This window comes from Streptomyces sp. NPDC033229, from assembly GCF_055576875.1.
The window spans coordinates 1-13,838 of record NZ_JBVIQR010000076.1 but is presented as its reverse complement, the minus strand read 5'-3'; the positions used below and the strand labels follow the sequence as shown (position 1 = coordinate 13,838).

General features: G+C 68.2%; 16 protein-coding genes. 8 read left to right on the top strand and 8 right to left on the bottom strand.

The genetic code is table 11. The features are described 5' to 3' along the window. Positions 1 to 66: 66 nt before the first annotated feature. The 3 genes from ACZ53N_RS33995 to ACZ53N_RS33985 form a co-directional block, all read right to left on the bottom strand. The gene (locus ACZ53N_RS33995) at positions 67 to 768 is read right to left on the bottom strand and encodes a reverse transcriptase N-terminal domain-containing protein (RefSeq protein WP_469144660.1); all 702 of its coding nucleotides are present in this window, start codon (positions 766 to 768) and stop codon (positions 67 to 69) included. A gap of 625 nt (positions 769 to 1,393) precedes the next feature. Continuing rightward, positions 1,394 to 1,660 carry a hypothetical protein gene (locus ACZ53N_RS33990; RefSeq protein ID WP_469144659.1) on the bottom strand — a complete coding sequence of 89 codons (267 nt, stop codon included), beginning with the start codon at positions 1,658 to 1,660 and terminating at the stop codon, positions 1,394 to 1,396. 151 nt (positions 1,661 to 1,811) lie between these two features. Then, the gene (locus ACZ53N_RS33985; RefSeq protein ID WP_469144658.1) at positions 1,812 to 2,216 is read right to left on the bottom strand and encodes an MBL fold metallo-hydrolase; all 405 of its coding nucleotides are present in this window, start codon (positions 2,214 to 2,216) and stop codon (positions 1,812 to 1,814) included. 139 nt (positions 2,217 to 2,355) lie between these two features. Here ACZ53N_RS33985 and ACZ53N_RS33980 point away from each other — a divergent pair, with 139 nt between their 5' ends. Then, on the top strand, positions 2,356 to 3,264 hold the full coding sequence (locus ACZ53N_RS33980) for a GlxA family transcriptional regulator (protein ID WP_469144661.1): 909 nt from the start codon (positions 2,356 to 2,358) through the stop codon (positions 3,262 to 3,264). A gap of 216 nt (positions 3,265 to 3,480) precedes the next feature. After that, a complete protein-coding gene (locus ACZ53N_RS33975; protein WP_469144657.1) occupies positions 3,481 to 4,068 on the top strand; it encodes a hypothetical protein in 588 nt (195 codons plus the stop codon). Between the two features lie 104 nt (positions 4,069 to 4,172). Here the strand turns inward: ACZ53N_RS33975 and ACZ53N_RS33970 are convergent, their stop codons facing one another. Next, positions 4,173 to 4,778: a sigma-70 family RNA polymerase sigma factor gene (locus tag ACZ53N_RS33970; protein ID WP_469144656.1), complete on the bottom strand. Its 606-nt coding sequence runs from the start codon at positions 4,776 to 4,778 to the stop codon at positions 4,173 to 4,175. Positions 4,779 to 4,854: 76 nt separating this feature from the next. Between ACZ53N_RS33970 and ACZ53N_RS33965 the strand changes: the two genes are divergently transcribed. The 3 genes from ACZ53N_RS33965 (at position 4,855) to ACZ53N_RS33955 (ending at position 7,341) form a co-directional block, all read left to right on the top strand. Beyond that, positions 4,855 to 5,682, top strand: a complete 828-nt coding sequence (locus ACZ53N_RS33965; RefSeq protein WP_469144655.1) for an alpha/beta fold hydrolase — start codon at positions 4,855 to 4,857, stop codon at positions 5,680 to 5,682. Positions 5,683 to 5,890: 208 nt separating this feature from the next. Then, positions 5,891 to 6,457, top strand: a complete 567-nt coding sequence (locus ACZ53N_RS33960) for a VanZ family protein (protein ID WP_469144654.1) — start codon at positions 5,891 to 5,893, stop codon at positions 6,455 to 6,457. Positions 6,458 to 7,023: 566 nt separating this feature from the next. Continuing rightward, positions 7,024 to 7,341 (top strand): hypothetical protein, encoded by a 318-nt coding sequence (locus tag ACZ53N_RS33955; protein WP_469144653.1) that lies wholly within the window; start codon positions 7,024 to 7,026, stop codon positions 7,339 to 7,341. 377 nt (positions 7,342 to 7,718) lie between these two features. On the opposite strand, the gene ACZ53N_RS33950 is transcribed toward ACZ53N_RS33955, so the two are convergent. Beyond that, positions 7,719 to 8,159, bottom strand: a complete 441-nt coding sequence (locus ACZ53N_RS33950) for a MarR family winged helix-turn-helix transcriptional regulator (RefSeq protein ID WP_469144652.1) — start codon at positions 8,157 to 8,159, stop codon at positions 7,719 to 7,721. A gap of 81 nt (positions 8,160 to 8,240) precedes the next feature. Between ACZ53N_RS33950 and ACZ53N_RS33945 the strand changes: the two genes are divergently transcribed. Then, complete coding sequence (locus ACZ53N_RS33945) at positions 8,241 to 8,798, top strand: quercetin 2,3-dioxygenase (RefSeq protein ID WP_469144651.1); 558 nt, start codon at positions 8,241 to 8,243, stop codon at positions 8,796 to 8,798. A gap of 170 nt (positions 8,799 to 8,968) precedes the next feature. On the opposite strand, the gene ACZ53N_RS33940 is transcribed toward ACZ53N_RS33945, so the two are convergent. Continuing rightward, positions 8,969 to 9,229 (bottom strand): hypothetical protein, encoded by a 261-nt coding sequence (locus ACZ53N_RS33940; protein WP_469144650.1) that lies wholly within the window; start codon positions 9,227 to 9,229, stop codon positions 8,969 to 8,971. A 54-nt stretch (positions 9,230 to 9,283) separates the two neighbouring features. Further along, the gene (locus ACZ53N_RS33935; protein WP_469144649.1) at positions 9,284 to 10,033 is read right to left on the bottom strand and encodes a DUF998 domain-containing protein; all 750 of its coding nucleotides are present in this window, start codon (positions 10,031 to 10,033) and stop codon (positions 9,284 to 9,286) included. A gap of 816 nt (positions 10,034 to 10,849) precedes the next feature. On the opposite strand from ACZ53N_RS33935, the gene ACZ53N_RS33930 reads away from it, so the two are divergent. After that, on the top strand, positions 10,850 to 11,761 hold the full coding sequence (locus tag ACZ53N_RS33930; protein WP_469144648.1) for an aldo/keto reductase: 912 nt from the start codon (positions 10,850 to 10,852) through the stop codon (positions 11,759 to 11,761). 360 nt (positions 11,762 to 12,121) lie between these two features. Here ACZ53N_RS33930 and ACZ53N_RS33925 read toward each other — a convergent pair whose 3' ends face one another. Next, positions 12,122 to 12,628, bottom strand: a complete 507-nt coding sequence (locus ACZ53N_RS33925; protein WP_469144647.1) for an HD domain-containing protein — start codon at positions 12,626 to 12,628, stop codon at positions 12,122 to 12,124. A gap of 369 nt (positions 12,629 to 12,997) precedes the next feature. Here ACZ53N_RS33925 and ACZ53N_RS33920 point away from each other — a divergent pair, with 369 nt between their 5' ends. Next, positions 12,998 to 13,717 (top strand): alpha/beta fold hydrolase, encoded by a 720-nt coding sequence (locus ACZ53N_RS33920; RefSeq protein ID WP_469144646.1) that lies wholly within the window; start codon positions 12,998 to 13,000, stop codon positions 13,715 to 13,717. Positions 13,718 to 13,838 lie beyond the last annotated feature (121 nt).

Below are 13,838 nucleotides of genomic sequence, written 5' to 3'. Positions count from 1 at the left end.
GTGCCAGTACCGCCCGATTGATCGTGATCGCCACAGCCGGATCATGCCACCAGCCAGGCACGACACTCACCCCGCTATCACGCACCAGCTCGTAATGTCTCGTCGGGCGGGGAACTGCCCGACGGAGTCCAGGAGGTGGTCGTGGGCGATCCGGTCAAAGGCCCCTGCCAGGTCGGCGTCCAGCACCCATAGCCGTTGCGCTTGGCGCTTCTCGGAATGCCCTTTAAGGACCTGATAGATGGCTGATATCGCGTCATGGCAGCCTCGCCCGGGACGAAATCCGTAGCTTTTCGCCTCGAACTTGGCCTCCCACTCAGGTTCTAGGGCGTTCTTCGCCCTTGCCTGTTGGACCCGGTCCCGAATTGTCGGGATACCGAGTGGGCGCCTCTTACTATTCGCCTTCGGGATGTACACACGCCGTACCGGCTTGGATCTGTGCGTACCGACGGCCGAGAGATCCCGGACAAGATGTCCGCGTTCCTTCGGAGTCAGAACCCTCTGTTTGTCCACTCCGGCCGTGCGCTTCCCTGCGCTTTGCTGGGTGACTCGACGCACGCTTTGCAGCGTGTTCGCCCGTGAGCGCAGCATGAGTTTTTGGAGGTTTCGGACCTTCTTGAGGTCCCCCTCCTGCGCGGCCTTGAAGATCCGCTGGCGGAGTTTCCTTACGTCCCTCTCGACGATGGCCCAGTTGGTGCTGAGCCATGTGTCACCTGGATCGTCCCGGGTTCCGTTCAGGGAGGTTTCAACTCCCTGCGTTTCGACGGTCATTGAGTCCTCCTTGTCTAACTTGCGCCCAAGTTCGGGTTGTCCCCTGCTTGTTCCTCATCGGCCTACCAGTCCCGCGTCTGCCCCCTTGCGGGGTCCAGGCATGTGCCTGGTATCTGCCGGGTTATGGCCGGGGCGAGGAGATCACCTAGTTCCGGAGTTTCCCCTGAGCTTTCGCTCTGGCAGCCTTCGCTTCCCGGGACTTCCTGTTCCCGCATGGAGTTGTGCCTCTGTTGCCTCGGGCCTACCCGTTTCCGGGACCATGGCGGGGTTTCCCTGTTCCTCTCCGGTGAGAAGCGACCGGGTTGGGAACCCTCTCTGAACCGGGGCCTTGGTGATCTCATGCCGGTTTAACTGACTGCGGCATCAAGTGACGCTTTGCTACGCCCTAGCCCTGTCGCGCGCCGATTGCTCCCACTGCGCGTGTCCATATTACGGTCCGTACATACGAGGATTCGCTTTCGCTTTCCCGTCCGGTCTTCCCCTGCCTGTAGGTTCCTGGTGGTCTGGGACCCCTTGGGCGTTCCTCACGGCTTAGCACCCCGTCCTTACGGACGACGCACCCGTGAGTGGGGATCGGCTTTGATCACTAGCCGGGGTTGTGCTCATCTCCCTTCGGCTCAACCGCTCACGCGGAGAGGCTTTGCAGGTCGCACCAGTTGCTCTGGAAGTAGACGTTGGCCACCCGGGTGGTTTGGTTGGAGATCCGGCCTCCGCCGTTTCCGAGGTTGAAGCACACATTGTCCGCGGGGTTGGTCAGGGAGCGCTCGATGTCGCCGGGCTGCTCGTGGTAGAAGAAGTTGCCGGTGGCCGCCTCAGCGGTTCCCGTCGGCATGGCCAGAGCCAGCAGGGCCGCTGCGGCGGGTGCGTACGACGCGAGGGTGCGGTATCGCATGACATGACCTCCAGTGTGCGCTGTGTCCAGCACAGCCGAATTCGTCAACAATTGTTGCTGTCCGGTGCGTAATTCACCCGAGAGGGTGAAGTTGGCGTGCGCCCCTACCGGGCCCACCCCTCCGACAAACCGACAGACCGACGAACCAAAGTCAACGTGGTGTGTTGTGGTCGGGGTTGAAGGGGCTGCCGTGGCCGGGCACGATCAGGTCGGCGGTGGCCAGTACGCGGGTCCGGGAGGCGCGTAGTGTCTCGCGGTCGGGGGCCACGGGGTCGTCGGCGGGTCCGGCCGCGTGCCACCAGAGGTCGCCGGCGAACGCGACGGTGCCGGTGTCGTTGCCGGCGAGCAAGGTGATGTCGTCGGGGCCGAGCCCGAGCTCCGCGAGCGGGGCCAGGATGTCTTCCCGGCTCGCCACCATGCCCGGGTCGAAGATCACATGCCGGCCGGCGTCAGCGATGTAGGAGACGGTGGCGGCGACGCCGGGACCGGTGGAGCCGACGTAACCGGTGGTCAGAATCGTGTACACGGCGCTGCGGCCGAGCGGTGCGTCTGTCATGCCCTCATCCTTCCGGGCCGGCCCGGCCGTCCACGAGTGGCACTCCTGCCCAGCATCGCAGGATTCGTGCCACTGCTGCCATACTGCTTCCGTGCCGCCCTTCGTGACCGTTGCCGCGTACGCCCCGCCCGGAGTCGGCATGCTCGCCGTCGGTATCGTCGCCGAGGTGTTCGGTCCGCACGGGGAAGGGCTGCCCGGCTTCGACTTCGCGCTGTGCACCGACCGGCCCGGGCCGGTCCCCACCGACCTCGGCGTGCCGCTCATGGTCGGGCACGGCCTGGACCGGCTGGCTGCCGCTGATCTGGTGATCGCCTTGCCGTGGGCCGGCTTCCGTACGCCGCCCGGCCCCGCCGTGCTCGACGCGTTGTCGGCCGCGCACGAGCGCGGCTCCCTGGTCGCGGCCCACTGCGTCGGCACGTTCGCGCTCGCCGCCGCCGGGCTGCTCGACGGCCGAAGAGCCACCACCCACTGGCGGTTCGCCGAACTGCTGGCCCAACGTCACCCGGACGTCGTCGTGGATCCCGACGCCCTGTACGTCGACGAAGGGCGGATCACCACAGGGGCGGGCGCCGCCGCGGGCTTCGACCTGTGCCTGCACCTGCTGAGGCGGGAATACGGGGCCGCGATGGCCAACGCCGTCGCCCGCGACATGGTGCTGCCCTCCCACCGGGACGGCGGTCAGGCCCAGTATCTGGCCTCCCCCGTCCCCGAGGACTGCCGGGACGAGCGCCTGGCCGAGGTGCTCGCCTGGGCCCGCGAGCACCTCCACGAACCCCTTCCCGTCGCGGAACTGGCCAGGCGCGCCATGATGAGCAAACGGTCCTTCGCCCGCCGATTCGCCGACGCGACCGGCACCACCCCGCACGCCTGGCTCCGGAACTTGCGACTGAGCAGCGCCGAGGAACTCCTGGAAACCACGGACCTGCCGGTCGAGGAGATCGCCCATCGGGTCGGATACGGCAGCGCGGCTGTCCTACGTGAACAGTTCGTGCGCCGCCGGGGTGTGCCGCCCCGCTCCTACCGTCGCTCCTTCACCAACGCACCGTAGCGAGCCGGGTGGGCCGACTTCGTCGGCACGAACCGGCGGCTCGGACCTGCCCGGCGGGGCCGAGCCCCCGTCCGGTCGGCCCCGGAATCCGGAATGGGGTGGCCGACACATGACGGTCGTGACCGATTCGAGTGTTCACCGGTCGAAGGCCTTACCGCTCCGGCATTGTCGTCCGTGGAAGGTTGTGTTCCGTACCACTCGCAGGAGGGAGAGGTCATGGGGTGGCAGTCCGAGGAGTACGGGTCGTTCCACGAGGGACGGGCGGGGGCCGTCCTTGCTGATGGCAGCGAACCCAAGCCCGTCTATCTCGACGCCGGGAGCGGCGGCGGACCGCCCCCGACCAGTGACTGGCGGGTGTACGACGGCACGTATGGCGCACCGAAGGCAGCCGAGTTACGGGGCTCGTGCTCATGCGGCTGGCGCGGCACGCCACGCTACCCGATCGACTGGCCGCAGGTGATCGACGACGGGCACTCCATGGATACGTCCGGCCCGCGCGATGACTGGGAACAGCACATCAGCGACGTCAGGGCGCGCTCGGTGCCGCTGCCCGTCGGGCTGGAAGAGCTGGTGGCCCGGGTGGAGGAGCAGTTGGACGCGCTGGCTGCGGAGGCCCCGGTGGCCGCGCTGAAAGCCGTCGCGGCGCTGGAGCGCATCACCGGCCGCATCGGCCATCACGCCGCTCACAACGCGCGGGCCGATGAACAGGCCGGTGAACTGTCGTGGGAAGCGATCGGAACGGCTCTGGGGCTGAGTGAGGAGGACGCCCGTTCCCGCCTGATCCGCTACAGCTTTCGACGCTGACCCGTGCCTTGAGGAGAGTGGCCGTCGGCGACAGCGGGGTGGGGATGTTGCTCCACGTACCTGTCACGGACGGCTTCTCGACCACTTGGGCGGAAGGCGGCTTCTCACCCGGTGCGCCCCCGGAGACGATCGCGCTGGATCAGGTGCGCGAGGGCGCGGCGCGCAGAGGCTGACGCGGTGGTGCTGTCCTTCGACGGCAGGTCGAGCCCACGGCTGATCTCGTCGTACGCACCTCGGTAGTCCCTCGGCATCTCCGCCTGGTGCAGCCTCAGGTCCTCTTCGAGGAGGCGACGCAGCTCGTCGACGTTCTGGGGCGTGAAGCGCTTCTTTCCCCGGGCGATGGCGTTGACGTAGGGCGTGCAGCGGGCGGTGTCGTAGAAGTGCTCGGAGATTTCCTCGGCGAGGCCCCACAGGCGCCCTTCGAGCCATGGTGTGTCGTGCTGGTCGAGAGCGAGCGTCGTCGGGGGCAGTGGGCCGGCGGCCTTGTACTTCATCACCTGCTTCGACACGGCAGGCTGACTCACGTTGGTGAGTTGGGCGATTCTCTCCTGGGTCCAGCCCAAGCCGGCGAACACTCCGATCATTTCGGCGCGCAGCTTCCGCATCTCCTCGCCCGCACGGATGATCTCGTTCATGTCGGCGAGCAGTCGCTCGGCCTGCTCCTCGGTCGGTACGCCGGGGCTCTGGTGCGTGATTCCTTCGCCTGCCATGGCTCTCTTATACACCGGAGCACCCCACCGCCATAACCGGGTTGTATAACCTAGTTATGGAAGGCAGGATTGGGTCATGCCTACCTTTTCCGCACCTGACGGGACCCGGCTCGCCTACCGGGCGACCGGCGACGGCGACCCGGTCGTCTGCCTCCCCGGAGGCCCCTCGGACTCCCTCTACCTCGGCGACCTCGGCGGCCTGTCCACGCACCGCCGACTGATCTTTCTGGACCTTCGTGGCACCGGCCGGTCCGCGGTTCCCGAAGACACCTCCTCCTATCGCTGCGATCGCCTCGTCGAGGACGTGGAGGCGCTGCGCGAACACCTCGGACTTGCTTCGTTGGACTTGCTCGCGCACTCCGGCGGCGCGAACCTCGCGGTCCAGTACGCGGCGCGCTACCCACAGAACGTCGGCAAGCTCGCCCTGATCACCCCCGGTGCCCGAGCCGTCGGTATAGAGATCACCGGGGAGACGCGACGCGAGCTCGCACGGCTCCGGAAGAACGAGCCCTGGTTCCCGGCCGCCTTCGCCGCCTTGGAGGCGATCAGCGAGGGCACGGGCAGCGACTGGGAGGCCATCGCTCCCTTCTTCTGCGGCCGGTGGGACGCTGCGGCACAGAAGCACCATGCAGCCGGCCGGCCCAGCAACATGGAGGCTGTCGCACTCTTCGCGGCTGAGGGCGCCTTCGACCCGGAGACCACCCGTACGGCGCTCGCCGCCTGCGAGGCCCCCGTGCTGCTGCTCGCCGGTGAGTTCGATCTGAACAGCCCGCCGCGGTCGGTGACTGAGTTCGCGGGCCTGTTCTCCGACGCCACGCTCGCCGTGCAGCCCGGCGCCGGGCACTACCCGTGGCTCGACGATGCCGACCGGTTCGTGGCGACCACAGCGGCATTTCTGGCCTGAGGACTACACACGCCCCAGGGCCCAAAAGATCGATACCGATCGCATGCGAACGGCAAGTCCTTCGTCGCCGCTCCAGGTTGCTGCTGTCCCCGCTGTGCCTGTCGGCAACCAGGGGCCGCGACCGGTGTCGGCTTCGGGGAGTCGTCAGGCTCTTCCGGGGTAACGGATAGAGGCAGACAGACCGACCCTGACAGGGGGTTCGTTCGTGATGGCGAGGAAAGTCCCGCACGACGATGCCGCGAAGGGCGCGGACCGCCAGGCGGCAGTCGATGGGCACCGGCTGTCACGGCCGGTGCGCGTGCTGGTCATGCTGCTGGCCTTCGCGGGGATGGTGGCCTTCGGAGTGGTGCTGGCCCGACTGACGCTGGAACCGTCGGCTGCCTCGGAATCGCTGACGCACAGCAACCTGCGCCCGGGTGACTCCCTCCGCGAGTACCTCGCCCGCCCGGCCTTCCGTGACACCCTCAAGCAGCTCGGCGGCAATATCGCGCTGGGGATTCCGTTCGGTCTGCTGCTGCCGGTGCTGGTGCCCCGCGCGCGCGGGCTGGTCCGCGTAGCCGCTGTCACCGCAGGGGTGATGTTGCTTGTCGAGCTGGTCCAGGGCGCCCTCATCACCGGCCGGGCGTTCGACATCGATGATGTGCTGCTCAATACCGCGGGCGCGCTGCTGGGCTATCTGGTGATCGGTCGCAGGCTGGGCCGGGCCGTACACCCCCGGCGTCGTCACTGGTGGCACCGCTTCACCGGGCACCCGAATTCGCCAGAAAAGCGGTGAGCGGAGGGTCGCGCTTCGATCGCGCCCGCAGCTCAGCCGCCGGGTCCGCGTCCGTCACGGCGCGCCCACCTGTGGCCGCATCGCGGCCTGGTCCGGGCCGTGGCGCACTCAGGCACGTTACGCACCCCCGTCCTGCGGGCCGGGAGCGAACGGCGCCGGCTGCGCAGTCTGCCGTGTGGTTCGGCAATTGTGGTCCGTTTCGAGGTCACCGTCCCGATTCCCGCAGGGTACGGGTGGTTACGTATGGGCCGTCTGGGTTTCTGGCGTCTGTGATCAGGACTTGGAATCTATGCGGTCGCGACTCTGTCACAGTGTTACCGGCGGTATGGCCAGGTGCGGAGCTGTTGCCTAGCGTGACGCGAGCTTGTTGATGGCGCCGGAACGGGCGCCATTCCCGTACCACTGGATCGAGAGAACCAACAGTGAAGTTCCAACGCACTCGCGCCGCAGCCGTATCCGGATCCGCCCTCGTCGCCCTGGCCGGTATGGGTGTCAGCGGCTGCAGCGGTGATTCGGCGGGGCAGGGTTCGGCCTCCGGTTCTAGCGAAACGCCCGCTGCCGACAAGATGACCCGCGCTGATGGCGGCGGTGACGCCAAGAAGGACGTCGAGATCTCCGGCTGTACGTACGCCGACAAGAAGGGCATATCGGCCAGCGTGATGGTCTTCAACCATGACGTGACGGCGACCTACACCTATGACGTCTCCGTGAAGTTCACGGCCCCGGACGGTACTCCTGTGGCCACCCAGACCACGTCCGTTCCCTTCATCCGTCCCGGCCGCTGGAACAATCTCGACATCGTGGCTCCTTACACGCCCAAGGCGGGTGCCTCCACCAGCGGCGTCAAGTGCGTGGTCGACAAGGTGGAGCGCAGCGCGGGCTGAATACCCGGCGCCCGGCACGCCCCCGTTGCCGGCGGCCGAGGGGTGATTGGCAGTAGCCGACCGGGTGGCGTTACGGCGCCACCCGGCTGTTCACCCATCGGCTCGGTGCCGTGCCGCCCAGCCGCATCCCGCACGCTGGACGGTCCTCACCCCGGCGGAAGGCTCACCCGGACCGTGTCCCACGCGCCCGGCGGACAGAGGCCGGTGGCGAAAGGGAGGCGCTAAGGGCTGGCGATGAGGTTGTTGAGGCGCGGGGCAAGCCATGACTTACGGCCGCCCGCCCTGATCCCGCCGCGCGCGATCGCCGCCCCCGGCCCCGCCCCAGCGCCACTGACCCGTAAAAGCTCCGTAAAAGGCTCATCTTCGCAATGGTGGCCTCATGAGTTCGGGGGAGGGGGCTGGCCCCACGGCGTCTCCAGTGCTGCCCGCAGGGCATCGACCGCCTGCTGGCTGATCCGCTCGGCGAGCTGCTCTTCCAGCCGTTCGAGGATGGCACCGGCCTGGTGGTGCACGCGGTCGCCTTCCTCGGTGCGCCGGATCAGCCGCTGACGTGCGGAGGCGGGGTCGGGGACTTGCTCGAGAAGTCCGACGGCGACCAGGCCGTGCACGGCCTGGTGTGCGGTCTGCCGGGTGACGCCCATGCGCCGGGCGAGTTCGGACACGGTGGTGCCGTGGTCGTCCAGTACGGCGAAAAGCTGTGCCTGTGTCGGCGAGACCGGTGTGGCTCCGGCTGCCTCCAGGGCTGTCAGCAACCCTTCTTCGAACCAGCGCCGGGCATCGCTGAACAGTTGGGGGAGGTTGCGGCGGGTGGACTTCATGGATCCTCACGGTCGGCTTGCCTGTCGGCACTCTCGCGTGTCAGGCTACCTGACATTCGTGAGACCGACCCAAGGAGTCCCATGACCATCGAGTACGCCACCCGCTACCGGCGGGCCTCGCGCATACCCTCCGAGCCGGGCAAGCCTTACTTCATCGAGAAGGGCGAAGGGGACCGCGCTCACCTGTTCGGCGACCTGATCACCATCTACGCCGGCGGTGAACAGACCGAGAACACCTTCAACTTCTTCACTGTCGAAGGCCCCAAGGGCGACCTCATCCCGGCCCACCTGCACCCCGACACCCACGAGGTCTTTTACATAACCCAGGGCGCCGTACGCCTCTTTGTCGAGGACACCGAGGGCAACCAGCAAGAGAAGCTGCTCACCCCCGGCGACTTCGGCTTCGTGCCCAAGAACTGCCCGCACGCCTACCGCATGGAGCGCCACCACAGCCAAGTCGTCGGCGTAGCCGCCGGCCCCGGCGGCACCTTCGAGCGGTTCTTCGAAAACCTGGGCGCGCCCGCGGAACAGCTTGGCCTGCCGCACCAGCCCGTCGTCCCTGAACCTCACAAGTTCGCGGTCGTGCCCGAGCGGTACGACGTGCGCTTCCTGCCGGACCATCAGTGGCTGACCGGGTGAACAGTGGAATCACGAGCGCCCCGATCTGGACCCGGCGCCGATGCCCGTCATCGGCCGGCTCTTCCGGCTCGCCGACACGCTGGACCAGCGGCTACGCCCGCCCTTCCGGGCCGCGGGCCTGGGTGGAGTGACTTCGATGTGCCGGCGGCGCTCCGGCGTTCGGGTGAGCCCTACGCGCTGTCCGCAGGGGAGCTCAGCCGCACCGTTCGGTGACCACCGGCGCGATCACCAAACGGGTCGACCGGCTCGAAGCCCGCGGCCTGATCACTAGATCCGTCGCGGATACCGATTCGCGCGGACGCCTCATCACCTTCACCGCCGAAGGTGTCGACTCGACCGACGAGCTCCTCGCCGTCCACCTGGACAACCAGCGTCGCCTCCTCGGCGGACTCAGCGCAGACGAGCAGCGCAGCGGTGACCTCCGCCGCCAAGACATCCAGGGCGGCCCACGCAGGACCACATGGTGCCGACGCTGTGACGTGTGGTCAGGCGATGGGGCCATTGGTGGGGGTTGTCTGCACCGTCCGGGAGACGTACGTGGCTGTCCGTGTCCCGGCAGCCGACCCGTGGTGGCTCAGCGGCCTGACCAGCGCCACCGCCAGGAGGGCGAACCACGTTCCCACCAGGATCAAGTGCACCCGCTGCGGAACGCCGTGCCAGCCCGGGCCGCCGAAGAGGGGGCCGACCGTGGCCACCGCAGCCACCATGGCGCACGGAAGCACCCAGGGGCCCCAGCGCTGGATCAATGGCATCCTGGGGCACCTGACCTTGGCCGCGGCGTTGAGCAGCGCCATGGAGGAGAAGATCGCGAAGTGGACCAGTGCGCTGGTTGTGGTGTGCCACGGGTTCACCGCCTCGCAGGAGCGTTCCACCGACGGCGCGCACCGCATCGGCACGATGGTGTCGGCCACCGAGAACGCGGCGAAGGCAATCACTGCCCACCAGCCGGTAGTGGCCAGGCGGCCCGGCGGCTTGCCCCGCGCCAACAGTGCCCCTGCCGCCACGAGCAGCGCGCAGGCGACCTCGATCCCACTGAACAGTCCGTGGAAGGGCTGGTCGGCTGCGTATAGCTCACTCACATAGGAATGCCTCGGGTCCAGGCCCGTGGGCAGAAAAAACTCCAGAAGCCAGCCGTTGTAGGCCACTGCTGCCGCGCCCAGCAGCAGCGCGGCCCACAGCCTGCGCCGGCGTCCGCCCAAGCGCGGCGTCCTGTCGAACTCAGGGGTTGGGTACACGGTTCTCCTTGACCCCTGTGGCCGTGAACTGGGCGGAGGCAGTGGTGAGGCTGCGCGCGAGGTCGCTGACAGCGGCCGGCCGGGTACGAATACTCCTAAGGAGCTGAGCGGAAAGCACGACTCCCTTACCCCTTTCTGTATTGCGGCTGACAGCCGCTGTGACTCCTCGCAGGAGCGTCAAGGACACCCTTCCCAACGAAAACCCAACTCATCGAGCTGCGGGGCCATCCGGGTGGCGCAGGGAGCCGCCGGGGGTGAAGAGCGAGAGTGACTCGTCCGTGATGTCGTCGGTGGGTGAGGCGATCAGGCGGAACGGGCGGGGATCCCACGGGTGTCGCGCCGGGGAGGGGCAGCGTCGAGGTAGCCGACGAGGGTGAGCGGGACAGGGACGGCAGTCATGAGATCACCCCCGCCAGGCCGGTGGACGGTGGGCATCGTCGACGGTCAGGACCGACAGCACGTGGCCGGGCGATCGGTCGCATGCGCCTCTCAGGCCGACCGAAGGGCATTCTGACGGCGCTCAAGGAGCTGTCCAAGCCGACACGGCCGACGTGCCTGGTTTTTCACCGCTGGAGCGTCGGTCCCCGAAGAGCCCTTGCATCCGATGACATGCTGGCGGATGTCCTGGCCGACCTGCTAGAATGCTGCTACACGCGAGCCTCCTAGGTGCGGATTTTGATCCGCCGGGGAGGCTTTTTTCATGCCCCGAGCCGGCCTGCCCCGACCTGGTCAACCCGCTTCGAAGGTACTCGCCCAGCCGAGCACCCTGAACGCACCGCGGGTCCCCTTCCCAGCCCGCAAGAGGAGATCCATTTCATGAGCACACGGACGAACACCGCAGCAACAAACAGCACTTGGCGACTCGGCGATCTGACTGTCAACCGCGTAGGGTTCGGCGCGATGCGCCTGACCGGTACCGCCCCCTTTGACCACGGCGTGCCGCGTGATCGCGAGCAGGCGATCGGCGTGCTCCGGCGGGCGGTCGAGCTCGGCGTGAACCACATCGACACCGCCTCGTTCTACTTCTCGGCGACCCGATCGGCCAACGAGCTGATCAACCGGGCCCTGGCGCCGTACCCGGAGGATCTGGTCATCACGACCAAGGTCTGGCCGGGCCGCGGCCCCTCGGGCGAGTGGTGGTGGGCCACACCGGCGCAGTTGCGCGGCCAGGTGGAAGAGAACCTGCGCCAGCTCGGCCGCGATTACCTGGACGTGGTGAATCTGCGCGTGCCACCGGGTCGGCGGACCGGCTCGATCGGTGAGCACCTTGGCGCGTTGGCCGAACTGCGCGAGGAAGGGCTGATCCGGCACCTCGGTATCTCCAACGTCACGTCCGACCAATTGACCGAGGCCCTGGCCATCGCCCCGGTGGTCTGCGTACAGAACCCCTACGGGATCGGTGCGTCGCACGAGGACCGGGCTCTCCTGCGGCGCTGCGGTGAACTCGGTCTCGCCTTTGTCCCGTTCTTCGCGATCGCCGGTTCCGGGCGCGATGCGGGGGCGGCGGCCGCCCGGGACAGCGAGATGGTGGACGCCGTCGCCCGCGCACACGGTGTGTCCGTAGCGCAGGTCCGGCTGGCCTGGACCTTGCAGCAGGGACAGCACGTGCTGGCGATCCCGGGGACCGGTAACCCTGACCACCTCGCGCAGAACATGGCAGCCGGCGCGCTGCGACTGTCGGAGGAGGAGATGACACGCCTCACCTCACTTCAGCCGGCCGGCGCATAGCAGGCCGATTGCCTGGCCGCCCCGGGCATTCAGCCGCCGGGGCAACGGGGGATGGGCAGGAGCGGGATACGGTTCGCGCCGGTTGGGCCGATAACCGCATGCCTTCGTCCCCGGCTTCGCACCGCCGACCTCCCAGCCGCCGTCGCCGTGGCAGACGCGGGCACGAGCGGGGCCGTCCATGCCCCGGGGCATCGCCGGCAGACCGACGCGTGCGCGTTGGCGGCTCGGCGCTCCACGGGAAGTCCATTCCTGCCCCCGATCGCTGCGGCTGACCTGCGCGAAGCGCCCTCGGCCGCTGGATAGGCCAAGCCCAAGTCGGCGACACCGGCCGAAGAGAAGAAGGGTGGCCCGTCTCTGAGGTCATTGGTGTTCGTCCAGCTCCGAGAGCAGCGAGGGGTTGACGATCCGGACGATGGCCTCGATGTCGTCTCTGCTCGCGAGGGGCCAGAGCACGGCGCGCGCGGCCCGATACTTGGCGGCGAGGCGTGCCTGTTTGTCGGGCGACAGCTGGGCGGCCCTGTCGGGGTGGGAGTTGTGAGCGTTGTCGGCGATCTTCACGAGCGTCGCCTGGGCATCGCCCGTGATGCGCTGAATCCTCTCGGCGTAGGGAGTGCCCGGCTGATTGGTCACCGCCTCCACGATCTCTACGACCCGCACGGGGATTCCGGCGGCGCGCAGTCGTCCGGCGGTCCAGTCGGTGTCCTCGATGATGTCGTGCAGGAGCCCGGCCATGACGAGTTCGTCGCCGAACGGCGCGAGCCCGGCGGCTACGGCGCGGACGTGCTCGATGTACGGCACGCCGATCTTGTCGACCTGTCCGGCGTGCGCGCGGTCAGCCAGGAAGTCAACCTCGTGGATGGACTTCATGTCTGCTCCTCCGTGTTCTTCGCCGGGACGGCGGTGGCGGCCCTGATGATGGCCTGGTGCCAACCAACCCCACCACAGTTCTGCCGCCAGGCTGAAGCGCGCCCCGGCCACGATGTTGACGGGAGCCCAGACACAGTGAGGGCCCGGCAGCTTGGCTGCCGGCCCTCACATGTGAGTAGCGGGGACAGGATTTGACGAGGGAGCCGACCACCCCGGAGGCGCGAACCGGCCGCCACTGCTGCAGGGCAGCGCAGTATCGTCGGGTCCTGGGTGAGGCCACTCGGCCCGCGACCCATGGGCGGGGCGGGGCGGCCCGCTTCGCGCCACAGTTTCCCGCCATCCGCAGCTCGGACAACGGAGGTACTGCACATGAACGCTGACACCGACCGGCCGACCTTCCTGCTGGTCCACGGAGCCTGGCATGGAGCCTGGTGCTGGGACCACTTACGCGCCGCGCTCGACGCCGACGGATGGCGGTCCCACGCCGTCGACCTGCCCAGCGCCAACCCACCGGCCGACCGGCGCGACGGCGCCCGCCCGGTGGGCATGCTGGACGACGCGGAAACCATCAGGGACAGCCTCCGGCGCATCGACGGCCCGGTGATGGTGATCGCCCACTCCTACGGCGGTGTCCCCGCCACAGAGGCCATCGCGGATGCCCCGAACGTGGTAGGGGTGGTCTACCTCGCCGGATTCCAACTGGACGTGGGCGAGAGCATGTTCACCTCCCTCGGAACGCCCGTGCCGGACGACGGGACGGGCCACGCCCCGCCGTACGAGGATGCCCGGCGGATACTCTTCGACGACGTGCCTGAGGTCGAAGCCGAGCGAGCCGTGGCCCGGCTGCGCCCGCAGAGTGTCCGGTCCTTCACGGAGCGGGTGACCACGGCAGGATGGCGCACCGTGCCCTCCAGCTACATCGTCTGCGACCGCGACCAGGCGCTCGAACCGTCCCGGCAACGCGAGCTCGCCACGCGCGCGGATTCCGTCCACCGGCTGCCGAGCAGCCACTCGCCGTTCCTTTCCATGCCCCGGCAACTTGCCACTCTCCTGGGCCGGATCGCCACCTCCACCCTCCCTACCCCGTGACGATGACTCGCCCCGCCCCCGGCTATGACTAGGGCGCGTATTCGGTTGTGATCAATTTGTGGGATTGGCCTTCGCGGCGGGGTCTGATCCGGTAAATCGTGTTGCGTGACGCGGATGCAAC

Bases quoted from the DNA above. Each gene is read 5' to 3' on its own strand.
- ACZ53N_RS33995 (WP_469144660.1), bottom strand. From the start codon at position 768: ATGACCGTCGAAACGCAGGGAGTTGAAACCTCCCTGAACGGAACCCGG.
- ACZ53N_RS33990 (WP_469144659.1), bottom strand. From the start codon at position 1,660: ATGCGATACCGCACCCTCGCGTCGTACGCACCCGCCGCAGCGGCCCTG.
- ACZ53N_RS33985 (WP_469144658.1), bottom strand. From the start codon at position 2,216: ATGACAGACGCACCGCTCGGCCGCAGCGCCGTGTACACGATTCTGACC.
- ACZ53N_RS33980 (WP_469144661.1), top strand. From the start codon at position 2,356: ATGCTCGCCGTCGGTATCGTCGCCGAGGTGTTCGGTCCGCACGGGGAA.
- ACZ53N_RS33975 (WP_469144657.1), top strand. From the start codon at position 3,481: ATGGGGTGGCAGTCCGAGGAGTACGGGTCGTTCCACGAGGGACGGGCG.
- ACZ53N_RS33970 (WP_469144656.1), bottom strand. From the start codon at position 4,778: ATGGCAGGCGAAGGAATCACGCACCAGAGCCCCGGCGTACCGACCGAG.
- ACZ53N_RS33965 (WP_469144655.1), top strand. From the start codon at position 4,855: ATGCCTACCTTTTCCGCACCTGACGGGACCCGGCTCGCCTACCGGGCG.
- ACZ53N_RS33960 (WP_469144654.1), top strand. From the start codon at position 5,891: ATGGCGAGGAAAGTCCCGCACGACGATGCCGCGAAGGGCGCGGACCGC.
- ACZ53N_RS33955 (WP_469144653.1), top strand. From the start codon at position 7,024: ATGACCCGCGCTGATGGCGGCGGTGACGCCAAGAAGGACGTCGAGATC.
- ACZ53N_RS33950 (WP_469144652.1), bottom strand. From the start codon at position 8,159: ATGAAGTCCACCCGCCGCAACCTCCCCCAACTGTTCAGCGATGCCCGG.
- ACZ53N_RS33945 (WP_469144651.1), top strand. From the start codon at position 8,241: ATGACCATCGAGTACGCCACCCGCTACCGGCGGGCCTCGCGCATACCC.
- ACZ53N_RS33930 (WP_469144648.1), top strand. From the start codon at position 10,850: ATGAGCACACGGACGAACACCGCAGCAACAAACAGCACTTGGCGACTC.
- ACZ53N_RS33925 (WP_469144647.1), bottom strand. From the start codon at position 12,628: ATGAAGTCCATCCACGAGGTTGACTTCCTGGCTGACCGCGCGCACGCC.
- ACZ53N_RS33920 (WP_469144646.1), top strand. From the start codon at position 12,998: ATGAACGCTGACACCGACCGGCCGACCTTCCTGCTGGTCCACGGAGCC.